General features: G+C 57.5%; 14 protein-coding genes. 2 read left to right on the top strand and 12 right to left on the bottom strand.

The features are described 5' to 3' along the window. Window positions 1-31: 31 nt before the first annotated feature. The 9 genes from HRQ60_RS03680 to HRQ60_RS03640 all read right to left on the bottom strand — a co-directional run bounded on the left by HRQ60_RS03680 (window position 32) and on the right by HRQ60_RS03640 (window position 7,839). A complete protein-coding gene (locus HRQ60_RS03680; RefSeq protein WP_172194291.1) occupies window positions 32-280 on the bottom strand; it encodes a hypothetical protein in 249 nt (82 codons plus the stop codon). Window positions 281-401: 121 nt separating this feature from the next. Then, window positions 402-731: a hypothetical protein gene (locus HRQ60_RS03675; protein ID WP_172194290.1), complete on the bottom strand. Its 330-nt coding sequence runs from the start codon at window positions 729-731 to the stop codon at window positions 402-404. A 92-nt stretch (window positions 732-823) separates the two neighbouring features. Continuing rightward, window positions 824-1,396 carry a xanthine phosphoribosyltransferase gene (locus tag HRQ60_RS03670; RefSeq protein ID WP_172194289.1) on the bottom strand — a complete coding sequence of 191 codons (573 nt, stop codon included), beginning with the start codon at window positions 1,394-1,396 and terminating at the stop codon, window positions 824-826. Window positions 1,397-1,510: 114 nt separating this feature from the next. Then, window positions 1,511-2,653 carry a glycosyltransferase gene (locus HRQ60_RS03665; RefSeq protein ID WP_172194288.1) on the bottom strand — a complete coding sequence of 381 codons (1,143 nt, stop codon included), beginning with the start codon at window positions 2,651-2,653 and terminating at the stop codon, window positions 1,511-1,513. Window positions 2,654-2,758: 105 nt separating this feature from the next. Continuing rightward, window positions 2,759-3,520 (bottom strand): pseudouridine synthase, encoded by a 762-nt coding sequence (locus HRQ60_RS03660; RefSeq protein WP_172194287.1) that lies wholly within the window; start codon window positions 3,518-3,520, stop codon window positions 2,759-2,761. Beyond that, window positions 3,517-5,187, bottom strand: a complete 1,671-nt coding sequence (locus HRQ60_RS03655; RefSeq protein ID WP_172194286.1) for an RsmB/NOP family class I SAM-dependent RNA methyltransferase — start codon at window positions 5,185-5,187, stop codon at window positions 3,517-3,519. The genes HRQ60_RS03660 and HRQ60_RS03655 overlap by 4 nt, the downstream gene beginning before the upstream one ends. A 202-nt stretch (window positions 5,188-5,389) precedes the next feature. After that, window positions 5,390-5,914, bottom strand: coding sequence for a DUF309 domain-containing protein (locus HRQ60_RS03650; RefSeq protein ID WP_172194285.1), 525 nt, complete (start codon window positions 5,912-5,914; stop codon window positions 5,390-5,392). Further along, window positions 5,901-6,716: a GTP diphosphokinase gene (yjbM, locus tag HRQ60_RS03645; RefSeq protein WP_172194284.1), complete on the bottom strand. Its 816-nt coding sequence runs from the start codon at window positions 6,714-6,716 to the stop codon at window positions 5,901-5,903. Before yjbM ends, HRQ60_RS03650 begins: the two co-directional genes overlap by 14 nt. A gap of 31 nt (window positions 6,717-6,747) precedes the next feature. Next, window positions 6,748-7,839 (bottom strand): quinone-dependent dihydroorotate dehydrogenase, encoded by a 1,092-nt coding sequence (locus tag HRQ60_RS03640; RefSeq protein WP_172194283.1) that lies wholly within the window; start codon window positions 7,837-7,839, stop codon window positions 6,748-6,750. A 154-nt stretch (window positions 7,840-7,993) separates the two neighbouring features. Here HRQ60_RS03640 and HRQ60_RS03635 point away from each other — a divergent pair, with 154 nt between their 5' ends. Continuing rightward, window positions 7,994-8,131 carry a hypothetical protein gene (locus HRQ60_RS03635; RefSeq protein ID WP_172194282.1) on the top strand — a complete coding sequence of 46 codons (138 nt, stop codon included), beginning with the start codon at window positions 7,994-7,996 and terminating at the stop codon, window positions 8,129-8,131. Window positions 8,132-8,256: 125 nt separating this feature from the next. On the opposite strand, the gene HRQ60_RS03630 is transcribed toward HRQ60_RS03635, so the two are convergent. From HRQ60_RS03630 to HRQ60_RS03620, 3 genes are all read right to left on the bottom strand, one after another. Next, window positions 8,257-9,615 (bottom strand): L,D-transpeptidase family protein, encoded by a 1,359-nt coding sequence (locus HRQ60_RS03630; RefSeq protein WP_172194281.1) that lies wholly within the window; start codon window positions 9,613-9,615, stop codon window positions 8,257-8,259. A gap of 129 nt (window positions 9,616-9,744) precedes the next feature. Then, window positions 9,745-9,987, bottom strand: coding sequence for a ferredoxin (locus HRQ60_RS03625; RefSeq protein WP_172194280.1), 243 nt, complete (start codon window positions 9,985-9,987; stop codon window positions 9,745-9,747). A gap of 144 nt (window positions 9,988-10,131) precedes the next feature. Continuing rightward, the gene (locus tag HRQ60_RS03620; RefSeq protein WP_172194279.1) at window positions 10,132-11,421 is read right to left on the bottom strand and encodes a DNA polymerase IV; all 1,290 of its coding nucleotides are present in this window, start codon (window positions 11,419-11,421) and stop codon (window positions 10,132-10,134) included. A gap of 139 nt (window positions 11,422-11,560) precedes the next feature. Here HRQ60_RS03620 and cimA point away from each other — a divergent pair, with 139 nt between their 5' ends. Continuing rightward, window positions 11,561-13,177 (top strand): citramalate synthase, encoded by a 1,617-nt coding sequence (cimA, locus tag HRQ60_RS03615; RefSeq protein ID WP_172194278.1) that lies wholly within the window; start codon window positions 11,561-11,563, stop codon window positions 13,175-13,177. Window positions 13,178-13,489 lie beyond the last annotated feature (312 nt).

Raw genomic sequence — 13,489 nt, 5'->3', positions numbered from 1 at the left:
GACCTACCGGTCTCCGTCTGTTCGAATCGGTCTATTGATCGCTATTTTCTTCCTGCTTCGGATCTTCCGCCAGCAGGTCGATCCGCTCTTCCTTGGAAGGTTGAATCGCGTAGTTCCGATCCAGCTTCACCACGTTGCGGTTCGGTCGGCGAATCAACACGTGGGTATCGTCCCAGGCCACCACAATGCCCCGGATATCGTTTTCTTTTAATCCGTCGCGTACGACCCGAACTTTTTCTCCGGACACCCGGTAAGCATTCAACTGCTCGTCGCTGAGCATGGGGCATTCCTCCTTGGTATCGGCACTTTTTCGTTCAATCCAAAAAGCCCGTTCGCGCATCGGGCGCAAACGGGCCGTTCTACAAAACGTACCGCAATTTCAGCCCCGAACCCAAGGTCCGTCAGCGCTGGGCATGTTCTTTCGAATCCGTATTTTCAAACCAGAAGTCGAGCACTTTGGCCGACATCACGCGCTGTTCGACATATTCGACCTGCTGAGGCGTAAATTCTTCTCTCCATGGGAAAGACAGTTCTTCACACAGATCGGCAAGTGTAAGAAGTTCGGACCAGGCAACATATCGCTTGTACCAGAAAAATTGAGGATGTTCAATCATATAGGGATAAAGGTCATCAAATTCCGTATGCTTACAGTCGAGAGCTCGTTCGAAATGTACCTTGGCTTCATTGACTTTTTGGATGAAAAATTCGCTGTTTACCGTTTGATCGCTCATCTTCGTCTTCCTCCTCTCCCTACTTACAAGATATTATACGTAACATTATCGGAGGGGTAAAGCAGGAAATGTAGCTTTCGCTCCAAATTTCTTCAGTCCGCAAAAACGATCCCGTCTTCTCCAAGCGACTGGATACGCACCAGGGATTCCAAGCGAATTCCCTGATCGCGCAAACTTTGAGCCCCGGATTGGAAACACTTCTCCACTACAATACCTACACCCACCAGCGTCGCTTCCGACGAGCGGATAATTTTGACGAGTCCGCGTGCGGCATCGCCGTTGGCGATAATGTCATCGATAAGCAAAACCTTGTCTTCTGTGTTAATAAACCGTTTGGGCAGCATTAAATCGGTCACGATTCCTTTTGTAAAGGAAGGGACTCGCTCCACATAGGAATCGGGGTCCGCCAACAATGTTTTCTTGCGGCGGGCGAAGATCATCGGCACCCCGAGTTCAAGCGCCACGGCAAAAGCTACCGGAATACCGGAAGATTCGATCGTTACTACTTTGGTTACTCCTTCTGCCGCAAAGCGGGCGGCAAACGTCCGGCCCATTTCCATCGTCAGCGCGGGATCGACCTGATGATTCAGAATCGCATCCAGTTTCAGCACCTGCTGCGAGGCAATTACGCCTTCGCGCTTGATCCGTTCTTTTAACTCTTCCACAGCCTCAACCCTCCCGGTCCTGCATTTTCATATGTTTTCGTAAAAATAGCATTTTGTTTTGCTTTTTTCAAGGTGACACTGCATGTCCGGTCCGAAAATCCGTGTCTTTGCGCTTCACATCGGCTGACGGCTGCGTCCTTCGTAGCTCAAATACAGACGTTTGAGTTCGATCGCCACCCGGTTGAGCGAATAATGCGATTTGGCTTTTTCGCAGGCTGTACGGGCCAATTCATAGCGATAAGCCGGATCGCCGATGACCTGCTCGAGCGCATCGGCCAGCGCCTCCGGATCGTCCGACGGCACGAGCAAACCGTTGACGCCGTGTTCGATCTGCTCGGGCACGCCGCCGACGCTCGTTCCGACCAGCGCCAGACAGCAGAGCGCCGCTTCGGCAAATACCGAACCGAAAGCTTCCGCCCGTGACGGCAGTACAAAAATATCGAAAAAGGGCATGAACTCTTCCGGGTGCAGCGTATATCCGTAAAAAATCGTATCGTCATAAACGCCAAGGTCCTGGGCCAACTGCTCCAATTCCTGCCTGGAAGGACCGTCTCCGATCAGATGCAGCACATACGGACTGTTTCGCTCTTTGAGCAGCGCGCAGGCCCGAAGCAGCACATCCAGCCCTTTGGCCGGCACGAGGCGGCAGACAGCCATCAGCTGCGGCACTTCGTTCTCGTGCGGAACCGGCTTGAACCGGCGCTCGTCGTAACCGTTCGGCATGATCTTGATCCGCTCGGGGTGATCGATATACAGTCCCATATAACGCCGGAAAGCTTCCGATACGGTAATCAGCTGCTGCGTCTTGACCTCAAGTTCCCGGTAGATGGAGACCAAAAATTGATGTTCGATCCCGCCTTCTTCGATCTTGCCGTTCAGGATCAGCTCCCGCTCGTAGCTGGAGTGTGTCGTCTGCAGAACCGGAGTATCGGGAAATACCGTCTTCATGACAAGCGCGGCAATCGGATGATGCGCATGGATCAAATCGTAAGGCTTCTGCAGTCTGAGACGCGTCCACCACAAATAATCGCGGTACGTCTGCATATATTTCTGCACGATGGGACTGTCAGCGTACTGCTTCCAATCGAAGGTTTCGAATACGACCTCTTCCCGCCCTTTGCCCCGAATCCGCTTGGGCAGCGAAAAAATCTCCATTTCCCAGCGGGCCGAAGAAAACTTCTCCTGCAGATGCGGGATCATCGATGATACGCCCCCCGGCTGTTCGGGCGGAAAAAATAAAGCTTGAAGCAATCTCACAGCCAGTCTCCCCCTTCCGCGCGTCACGCGTTCCTTCTATTGATGATAGCCCACAAGGGAGCCAAAGGTAAAGGGTAAGCAGGCGTGAACCTGTTTCCCAAACGCTTATTCCCCGCGCAGGCTCGCAAGCTCTTCTTCGCTGAGTTCGCGGTACTCCCCCAGCTCAAGCTGCGGATCGAGTACGAGTGTACCCATCGAGATCCTTTTGAGGAAGACGACCTGTTTGCCTACGGCTTCGAACATCCGCTTCACCTGATGGAACTTGCCTTCCTTGATCGTCAGACGAATCTCGGCGTGGTCTGCGCCTTCCGATTCGTAGCGCCGCACGATTTCCAGTTCCGCCGGCATTGTCTGATAGCCGTCATCCAGCGTAACGCCAGCTCTGAACGCGTCCGCATCCGCTTCGTCGACCGCACCCAGCACGATCGCCTCATACGTCTTGGGCACGTGTTTGCGCGGGGACAGCAGCTCATGCGCCAGCTGGCCGTCATTGGTCAGCAGCAGCAGGCCTTCGGTGTCTTTGTCCAGCCGGCCGACGGGGAACAGTTCAAAAGCCAGATATTCGGGATCAAGCAGGTCGATAACGGTCCGATCCCATTTGTCTTCGGTAGCCGAGACCACATCCTGCGGTTTGTTGAGCAGCAGATAGACAAACTCCCGGTAGCGCACGGCCTGGCCGTCAAGCTCGATTGCCGCCGTTTCGGGATCGACCTGCAGTCCCGTGTCTTTGATCGGCTGGCCGTCGACTGTAATGCGTCCTTGTTTGGCCAGCTTCTTGCTTTCGCTGCGCGTAGCCAGACCCAGATGGGACAAGATTTTGTCGACACGCAGCTTTTTGCCGCTTTTTTTGTTGGTTTCTTTGTTCATCCGTTCCATCTCCATCCTGCCGGATATTCGTTTTTCAGTACGCCCGCGGCCCATTTCCCCCAACCGGCGGAACATCCGTCGATCGTTACAAGCACATAACCTTTGCTGTCCGCCTTGTCGGAGCGGTCGATCCGTTCTTCGCCAAAAGTCAGCGTCTCGCCTTTGAGGTACGAGACGGCTTCGGGAAGGGCGGAAGACAGATTTACCGAACGGACCGACTCGCCCGGTGTCAATGCGGCGGCCAAAGCGTTGGACGGCACGAACCGTCCGCCCGCATTGACCATGCCGAGCTGAAAACCGGAACGGCGCACTTTGAGCCCGCGCAGCCGCTCGGGCTCTACCGGACAGGCGTACGCATAGCCGCCGGAGATCAGCAGCGTGCCGCGCAGCGGCGCGGTCAACTGTGCCGCCAGGAAGTCGAGGCATACGCGGCGCACGCTTTCTTCGGACGCCTCCTCGCGGATATAGGCGTCCTTGCGTCGTCCGCGAGCCTGGCGCGCGGACTTGTCTTCGCGGCGCGGCGAAGCGGCGCGGCCGCTTGTGCGGCCCGGCGAAGCGGGGCCGCCGGTTCTGCGCAGGCCGGCCGGAGACTCGGCCGGCAGCGGTTCTCCGGCCCCGATCACCGGGCCGGGGGAAGCGGCGGCGCTGCCGGGCTGCGCCGCTTGTTCTCCCGTGTGCTCCAGCACGCACACGAAATGCCCTTCGCCTTCGGCGAGATGCGGCCAGATACGCGCCGCCCGCGCCGTCTGCGCGAGCGCTTCGGGCCGCGCAGAGAGCAGCGGCCCTCCGTTTTCGGCCGCCTCGTGCAGCAGCGGCGACAGCCCGCCGCCGCTCTCGATCAGGCCGGCCGTCCATTCCGGCCGCCCCGGCGCAAACAGCGGCGAGTGCGGCAGCTCGCCAACGGCAAAGTCCGGATGGCGCGCGAGAAACAGCGCGATCATGGCCTCGTTCTCTTCGGGCGAGAACGTGCACGTCGAATACACGATACGTCCGCCGGGCGCCAGCATCGAAGCGACCGTATCCAGAATATCGCGCTGCATCACGGTGCAGACTTCCACCGAATGCTTCTCCCATTGACGGACCGCGTCGGGGTCTTTGCGGAACATGCCTTCGCCCGAACACGGCGCATCGACCAGAATCTTGTCGAAATAGGCCGGGAACTTCTCCGCGATCCGCTCCGGTGTTTCGTTCAGCACAACCGCATTGCGTACCCCGCTCATTTCGATGTTTTTGGCCAGGGCTTTGGTGCGCTCCATACTGATATCGTTGGTAACCAGCACGCCTTTGCCGCGAAGCTTCGCGGCAATCTGCGTGGATTTGCCGCCCGGAGCGGCGCACAAATCCAGTACCCGGTCGCCCGGAGAGACGCGCAGGGCTTCGACCGGCTCCATGGCGCTAGGCTCCTGGATGTAATACAGTCCCGTATGATAATAAGGATGCTTGCCCGGACGTTCATTCTCGTCGATGTAGAACCCCGTCTCGCACCAGGGAATCGGTCTCAAAGCGAACGGACTGGATGCCCGAAATTCGTCCAGACCGATCTTCAGCGTATTGACGCGCAGTCCCACATAGCGGGAACGATCGTAGCTGGCGATAAATTCTTCATATTCGCCGCCGAGCCATTGCCGCATACGCGACTCGAACAGCGGCGGAAGCTGAATGCTCATACAATTGTCCTCCGTTCTTCTCTGCCCGGACTTGCGGGCGCAAAACGGCCCGCTCCGCCCCGCGGCTGTTCGCCGCGGCCCTGCGGAGCGGGCCTGTCGTTCAAGGAATCCTCAGCGGAGCCGAAACCGGCGATCCGATCGCGCAGGGCACGGCATCCGGCGCGGCGGGAACATCGCGTTCACTCCGCGCGGTGCGGCCTTTTTAGTCGGCATACGATCCGCCTTCGGCATCGTGATCGGCAGACGGCGCCGGTCCCGGTTTGGCTTTGGGACCGCGCGAATAACCGGTACGCTGCGGGATATGGGGCGCAAGGGTCTCGGCTGTAAGGCGGACACGCTCGGTCAAGGCGGGATCGGCAAGCTCGATCTGAAGCGGATAGAACCCGAACGGTTCCTCTTCGTACCGTTCCAAGCGATCCAGGTACAGCCGGGCATCCGACACCAGCTTATCCAGCCGGATCCCCAGCGTACCGGCGGGATACCCGGACAGCTTGCGTATCGCGGTCCGCAGCATTTTGCGCGCCCCTTCGATCTTGTCGTACGCCTGCGTGACGCCGCCGTTGCGGAAATGGTACAGCGCCACGGCGATCTGCAGCAGACCGGAATACAGCGGATCGCGTCCGCGTTCGAGCCACAGCTCTTCAAGCACCTCGTGACATTCGAAGTAGTCTTGATCCCGATTGAAATAGATCAGGAATTCGACGTACTTCGGCTCATAAAAAGTCATCTTCCGGATCTTCCTCATGCTTGGATGCGATAATGGTTTTGATTTCTTCGAGCATCGCTTTCATCCCGTCGTAATCGCGCCGCGCGAACAGTTCCCCGAACGAAGCCTGGTAAGCGATCGCTTCGCCGACCAGATGGTAGGAATACAGCCGGTGAATCATTTTGAGCAGCGTCGAAACGATATTCGCGTCGTCTTCGAACAGCTTCTGCGCGTCAAGAATCTCCTCGCGGATACTGGACATCTCGCTGTCGAGCACCGAAGCCGCCTGGGCGGACTTTTGCAGGCGCAGACGCATATCGCCCGGCAGCCCGCCGCGGTATTTATAATTGAGCGAATGCTCGATCGTGGCCCAAAAATTCATCGCAAGCGTGCGGATCTGGATTTCGGCCAGAACGATTTTCTGTTCGAGCGCGGTCTGCACCGGATAGCGGATAATCATATGGAAACTGCGGTAGCCGCTTTCCTTGTAATTGGTGATGTAGTCTTTTTCGTACAGGACGGTCAGATCTTTGCGGGCTCGGATGTACTCGGCTACGCGGCGGATATCCTCCACGAACTGGCACATAATACGGATTCCGGCAATATCCTCGATCCCTTCCTCCAGCCGGTCCATCGGCACATCCAGACGTTCGGCTTTTTCCAAAATGCTGGTAATCCGTTTGACTCGTCCGGTCACGAACTCGATCGGTGCGTATTCCTCGCGCTTTTTGAGTTCGGAGCGCATCGTTTTGAACTTGACTTTCAGCTCTTCGACCGTCTGTTCATATGGAAGCAAAAATGTTTCCCAGTTTCTACCGTCCATGCTATGTGCCTCCTTGTCTTCCTTCACCCTTTTAGCGGTGGTCGGCGCCTACCGCCTGGGAGATATGGGTGAACCCGTCTGTCTGCATCAGTCGCTTGAGACCCGTATGCAGCTGCCGATTGATTTCCGGTCCTTTGTAGATCAGAGCCGTGTAGATCTCGACCAGGCTGGCGCCGGCACGAATCTTGGCATAAGCGTCTTCAGGTGTAAAAATGCCTCCGCTGCCGATGATCGGCAGACTTCCCCGGGTCTGCGCATACACCTGCCGCACAATTTCGGTCGAACGGAAAGTCAGCGGCCGTCCGCTGAGTCCGCCGGCTTCGCTGCGGTTGTCATGCGCCAATCCTTCCCGGGACAACGTGGTATTGGTCGCAATCAGCCCCGAGACGCCGGCAGCCGCAATGGCTTCTACCGTCTGCCCGAGCTCTTCGTCGGTCAAGTCGGGCGCGATCTTGACAAATACCGGCTTAGGCTGGGCAGAACCCGCCTGATTGGCCAGTTCCGCCGTCACGGCGGAGAGCAGTCTGCGCAGTTCTTCGCCGTGCTGCAGACTGCGCAGATCCGGCGTATTCGGCGAACTGATATTGACGATGAAGAAGTCCGCATGCGGATACAGGACCCGGATACAGCGTTCGTAATCGAGATGGGCTTCCTCGTTGGGCGTGATCTTGTTTTTGCCGATATTTACGCCGATCGGGACCGGACGGCTCTGAAGAGCCGCCAAACGGACCGCCATCTCTTCCGCTCCCTTGTTGTTGAACCCCATACGGTTGACCAGCGCTTCGTCGGGCGGAAGACGGAACAGCCGCGGCTGTTCATTGCCGGGTTGACCGACCGGCGTGACCGTCCCGACTTCCATAAATCCGAAACCGATGGTCGAAAATCCCGGTACCGCTTCGGCATTTTTGTCCAGTCCCGCAGCCAATCCGATCGGAGACGGGAAAGACAGACCCGACAACTCCGTCGCAAGCGATTCGTCGCGCGGCACGCCGTACAGTCCTTTCAGCAAAGAAAGACCGCCGGGCGCAGCAGCTGCGCGGCGTATGCCGTCAATGACGAGATGGTGGGCCTTTTCGGGATCCATCCGGAAAAACAGCGGTTTGGCAAAACGTTCATACAGCAAGAGGCTCACTCCCATTCTTCTCTGCTAACATTATTGATTTTACCCGGAAGCCGGTTAAAAGGAAAGCATTCCGCAATGCAAAAACCCTCTTACAATTCGGCAAAAAGAGATTTACAATATGAGGATACCGATCATTCGAAAGGAGCAGATGACGATGGCTGTCAAACGCAAACCTCCCGCCCTAAAACAGAAAAAGGAAGAGATCAACCGCAAAGCCGCGCTCTGGATCGGCGGCAGCCTGGCTCTGTTCGTTCTTGTCGTCAGCGGCCTGATCGTCTGGGCCCAGCTCTGACGGTCATCGCTTCCCGTTTCGGTTCCTTCCGAAACCAAGCCCGGTTCCGACCTTTTGGCCGGCACGGGGCTTTTTTGCGGCTGATTCCGCAGTGATTACGACCGATTGCGCCGCAGGTGCACGATTCAGTTCAGCCATTTATAGACTTTTTGGTCGTTGGTCTGATCCTGCCGGTCTCCCGAGCGGAAGCGCTGTTTCGGAATCAGCAGTTCTTCCGGCAGCACATCGTCCGTCAGCGTCACTTTGGTGCCGGCCGGAACGAGATCGAACAACTCCTCGACATCGCTTTTGTTCATTCGAACACAGCCGTGCGACTCGTCGCCGCCGATGCTGCCGGGATCATTCGTGCCGTGAATGGCGTAATCGGTATCCGACAGCTGCATGCCCCGACTGCCGAATTCGCCGTTTGACCGGCCGTTCGGATTGACCACTTTGTCGCTGATGGCGTAGGTGCCCGTCGGGGTTTTGCTGCCGCCAAGACCCACTTCGTAACTGCGCAGCAGCACGTTGCCGCTGACGACGGCAAGCCGGTGCCGGCTTCGGTCGACGATAATCTCGAGCGGCTTCTCCAAATAGGGACTGCCGCCGAGCGTAGAAGCCGAGGCCGGGCTGCCGGAAGAAGACGAGAGCGGAAGTTCCGCCTGCCCGTAGGCTTCCCGTTTCATGGCGGCCGTCAACGCGGCAAACGAACGGCTCATGGCCGGCGTGGAGCCCGACAGTACATTGTCCGGGAACGGACGATTCAAATCTTTGAGATTTTTCGGAATCTTGCCTCCGCCCGAGCGGTAGCTGCCGATAGCGGAAGCCAGCGCCGCCAGACTTTCCTGTTCGGACATCCAGGCTTTGGCCGCTTTGCGCTGCGCCGGAGAAGTCGAGGCTTTGCAGTCGCAAACTTTGGGATCATAACTGCGCAGCACGCTTTCTCCCGCTTTTTCGCCCGGTTCCAATTCGGCCTCCACCGGCATCCCTTCCCGCCAGATCAGCCACTTCCCCTGACGCTCCATCCCGAGTACCGACGCGCGCACCTTGCGGCCGTCGCGCAGATAATCCGCCGCGGCCGTCCCGAGCGCCGCCGGTCTCCCTTGCTCCGCCGCCGTAAAGACGACAGAGGGAAGCGCGGCCGCAGCTCCCGCCAAAGCATCGGTCTGCGCCGCGAAACGGGGCGCGTCGATCCCCGGCGCTTCCGCATACCGAAAGCCGGCAAGCAAAAGCAGAACCGCCAGCAGCAGCCATTTCCGCCGCCTTGCGGTACGTTTCTCGCGCTTTTTTGCCGCTTCGTGCAGCTTCTGTTCGTATTCGACCAGAATATCTTCGGGCACATTCGCATGCTCGTAGGCTTCGTAGACTTCCTGTGCCTGGTTGAAACAATAATTCGCTTTGCCCGGCTGGCCGTCCGCTTCGTATTCTTTCCCGAGCAGATACCAGGCCATTTTGTTGTCCGGATGCTCGCGCACATACTTTTTCAAGTGGGGAAAACGCGTCACGGCTCCTCCGCTCCTTTGCCACAACCATACGCCCAATGCTCCGCTTCCGTAAAAAAGCGCCTCCCGCCTGTACGTTCAGGAGAGAGACGCTTCTCGGATCTGCCCTGTATTCGGCGCTTGCGAGTCGAATCAGCCTTCTTTGTTAAACGGTTCGTCCGCGATCATGATCGAATCGGTCGGACATCCGTCGCATGCGTCGATCATGTCTTCGTGCATGTCTTCCGGAATGACCTTGACTCCGTGGTTGCTGTCGCCGTCAAAAATAACTTCGGCCAGACCTTCATCGTCGTAATCGTAAATATCCGGAGCGGTCGCGCCGCATGCTCCGCATGCGATGCATGTATCTTTGTCGACCCAGGTGTATTTGCTCATCGTTGTTCCCTCCTATATGCGTTCTATCGGCTTCGCCGATTCTCTTGTCAAGAAGCTTATTCTTTTAAGAGCCTTTATCCCTCTAACTATAATATAAACGTTTTTTGATTTCAATCACTCTTACGTTTCATTTTCATTCGTTTTTCAACCCTTTTCCGGGCCCGAACCGCGCTCTCCGTGAAAAGAAATCCCGGGCGTACGTCCCGCTTTCATCCGTTTGGTCCCGTCTTCTTCAAGCATACCGGCCGTCATCAGCGCGTCTTCGCCGAATTTGTCGCGCAGTTGATCCATGATCTCGGTCAATTTTTCTTTCTTCGGCTGCTTTTCGTAATCGAACAAATCGAGCTGGATCACCGATTCGCTTTTGTCCGTCAGACTCTGTGCGGCTACGCCGAGCAGCCGAACCGGCTTTCCGTCGCCCCAATGTTTGAGATACAGCTCTTTGGCCTGACGATAAATCTCGTCCGCCGCTTCTGTCGGAGTGACAAGCGTCCGGGACCTCGTGATCGTTTTCATTTCCGGCGTACGGATCGTGATCTGCACGGTTCCCGCCAGCAGATGCTGCTTGCGCATGCGCCTTGCGACCTGATCGCTCAGGTTCAAGATGACCCGCAGCGCTTCGGCCGACTCGGTCACATCGTACGGCAGCGTTGTCGTGTGTCCGACCGATTTGCTCGGTTCGGGAACCGACTGCACTTCGGAAAAGTCCTGGCCGTTCGCCGCCCGCTTCATCCAGGCGCCAAATACCCCGAACGAGGCTTGAAGCCGTTTTTCGTCTGTCCGCGCCAGTTCTCCGATCGTCCGGATCCCGAGCCGGGCCAGCTTCTCCGCCGTTTTCTCGCCGACTCCGAACAGTTCTCCGCAAGGCCGGCTCCACAGGGTGTAAGCCAGATCGCGGATCCGCAGTACGGAGATGCCGCTCGGCTTTTTCATATCGGATGCCATCTTGGCCAGCAGCTTGTTCGGCGCCACTCCGATCGAGCAGGGCAGCGACAGCTCGCTCTGGATCCGCCGCTGAATCTCTTCCGCGATATCCAGAGGGGTACCGAACTGCTTGGAACCGGTAATATCCATATAACACTCGTCGATCGATGTCGCTTCGATCATCGGCGTATAACTGTAGAGAATTTCGCGAAAAGCTCTGGAGTAAGCGCGGTACAGCCTGAAATCCGGCTTGATCAGAATCAGCGACGGACACAGCTTCAGCGCCTGATTGACCGTCATCCCGGTGCGCACCCCCTGACTGCGGGCCGGGTAGGAGCTGGTGACGACAATGCCGCGCCGTTTCTCACTGTCGCCGGCAACCGCCGTCTTTTTGCCGCGGTACAGCTCCGGACTTTCCGCTTCATGTACCGAACAATAAAAAGCGTTCATATCGACATGCAAAATGACCCGCCCTTTGGCCGGGTAATAGCTCTGCACCTCTTCCGTCACCGTCTTCCCTCCTGTTCCCGCGCAAGCGCCAAACGTTTGTTTCCTTATTTTAACGCAAAATTGTTAACCTGCCCACTATACCGGTTTAACGCGTTCATGCTATAATCGACAATTAATACGGTCGGAAGGGAGCAGTTCCATGACACGGTCCATCACGATTTTCGATACGACACTGAGAGACGGCACACAGGGGGAAGGAATCAGCCTCTCGGCCGACGATAAGCTGAAGATCGCCGTCAGGCTGGACGAGCTGGGCGTGCATTATATCGAGGGGGGCAACCCCGGCAGCAACGGCAAAGACATCGAATTTTTCCGCCGCGTGCAGGAACTGGGGCTCAAAGCGAAGATCACCGCTTTCGGCAGTACCCGCCGCAAAGGCGGTTCTGCCGACGAGGACGAAAATTTGCAGCGAATCGCGGAATCCGGCGCCCAGGCGGCAACGCTTGTCGGGAAATCGTGGGACTTCCATGTTCATACCGCCCTGCAGACGACGCTCGAAGAAAATCTGGCGATGATCGAAGACTCGATCCGCTATCTGAAGCGCCGGGGACTCGAAGTCATTTTTGACGCGGAACATTTCTTCGACGGATTCAAGCACAATGCCGATTATGCCCGCTCGGTGCTGCGAACCGCCCATGAAGCGGGTGCGGATTGGCTGGTGCTGTGCGATACGAACGGCGGTACGATGCCAGACGAGATCCGCCGTACGATGGCCGCGCTGGTAGAAGCGATGCCGGAAGCGAAATTCGGAATCCATACGCACAACGACTGCGAATTGGCGGTAGCCAATGCGCTCAGCGCCGTATCGGCCGGTGCGCTGCAGGTTCAGGGCACCATCAACGGCTACGGCGAGCGCTGCGGCAATGCCAATCTGTGTTCCGTCATTCCGAATCTCCAGCTCAAACTGGGACTGCCTTGTCTTCCGGACGAAAAACTTGCCCAGCTCGTGCCTGCGGCGCGTTATGTAAGCGAAATTGCGAATGTCCATATGCCGGCCGGTCAACCTTACGTCGGTACCGCCGCATTTGCGCACAAAGGCGGGATTCATGTCTCCGCGATTCTACGCGATTCCCGCACCTACGAACATATCGCTCCGGAACTTGTCGGCAACAAACAACGGGTTCTGGTGTCGGAACTTGCCGGCCAAAGCAATCTGGTCTCCAAAGCACAGGAACTCGGGATCGAACTTGACCCCAAAAGCCCGCAGGCTGCGGAAACGATCGGCCGGATCAAAGATCTCGAGCACCGCGGCTACCAGTTCGAAGGCGCCGACGCTTCGCTCGAGCTGCTGCTGCGCGAAGCGGGCGGCGAGGTCCGGGAATTATTCGTGTTCGAATCGTTCAAGATGCTGGTGGAAAAATCCGCCGGGAAGCCCGTCGTTTCCGAAGCGTTCGTCAAGCTTCGGATCGGCGGAGAAAGCCTCTATACGGCGGGCGAAGGCAACGGACCGGTCAATGCGCTCGACAACGCGCTGCGCAAAGCCCTGCTCCATTATTATCCGCAGCTGACCGACATGCACTTGAGCGATTACAAGGTCCGCGTGCTCGACGACAAGGAGGCTACCGCTTCCAAAGTCCGGGTGCTGATCGAATCCCGCGACGCCGAAAATGCCTGGAGTACGGTCGGCGTATCCGGCAATGTGATCGAAGCCAGCTGGGAAGCCCTTGTCGACAGTATGCGTTATGCGCTGCTTGGACAAGAACCTGCCGCAGGCGCGGCAGCTTTGGAACCGCGTCCGGGACTGTTCAATCATTAACCGGTAAACGAACGACAAAAAAAGCGGCTTCCCGCCGCAGCGGAAAGCCCAGTATGAGAGGGGTAAACATGGGCAGCAGGCTTTGAGGGGGCGCACCGAAGTACACATCCGTTCTCGGCCTGCGGGTAACACGCAGCGGGCGGCATGCAGACCGGAAGGCAGCCCCGGTCTACCGCGTAGCGCCAGACCCGCCGCTTGCCCCTTGGGACATGCGTATCTTCCCTATCACCCTACATATAAAGCGGATCTCGTCCCCTCCTGCGGGGCGGGATCTTTTTTATTGGGGCGAATGCCTATTTAAAGACATTCGCG

The sequence above is a fragment of the Saccharibacillus qingshengii genome (assembly GCF_013185195.1).
GTDB classification, from domain to species: domain Bacteria; phylum Bacillota; class Bacilli; order Paenibacillales; family Paenibacillaceae; genus Saccharibacillus; species Saccharibacillus qingshengii.
The sequence above is the reverse complement of the archived record's forward strand: the minus strand, read 5'-3'. Positions and strand labels throughout refer to the sequence as shown.

Bases quoted from the DNA above. Each gene is read 5' to 3' on its own strand.
- HRQ60_RS03680 (WP_172194291.1), bottom strand. From the start codon at position 280: ATGCTCAGCGACGAGCAGTTGAATGCTTACCGGGTGTCCGGAGAAAAA.
- HRQ60_RS03675 (WP_172194290.1), bottom strand. From the start codon at position 731: ATGAGCGATCAAACGGTAAACAGCGAATTTTTCATCCAAAAAGTCAAT.
- HRQ60_RS03660 (WP_172194287.1), bottom strand. From the start codon at position 3,520: ATGAACAAAGAAACCAACAAAAAAAGCGGCAAAAAGCTGCGTGTCGAC.
- HRQ60_RS03655 (WP_172194286.1), bottom strand. From the start codon at position 5,187: ATGAGCATTCAGCTTCCGCCGCTGTTCGAGTCGCGTATGCGGCAATGG.
- HRQ60_RS03650 (WP_172194285.1), bottom strand. From the start codon at position 5,914: ATGACTTTTTATGAGCCGAAGTACGTCGAATTCCTGATCTATTTCAAT.
- yjbM (WP_172194284.1), bottom strand. From the start codon at position 6,716: ATGGACGGTAGAAACTGGGAAACATTTTTGCTTCCATATGAACAGACG.
- HRQ60_RS03635 (WP_172194282.1), top strand. From the start codon at position 7,994: ATGGCTGTCAAACGCAAACCTCCCGCCCTAAAACAGAAAAAGGAAGAG.
- HRQ60_RS03625 (WP_172194280.1), bottom strand. From the start codon at position 9,987: ATGAGCAAATACACCTGGGTCGACAAAGATACATGCATCGCATGCGGA.
- cimA (WP_172194278.1), top strand. From the start codon at position 11,561: ATGACACGGTCCATCACGATTTTCGATACGACACTGAGAGACGGCACA.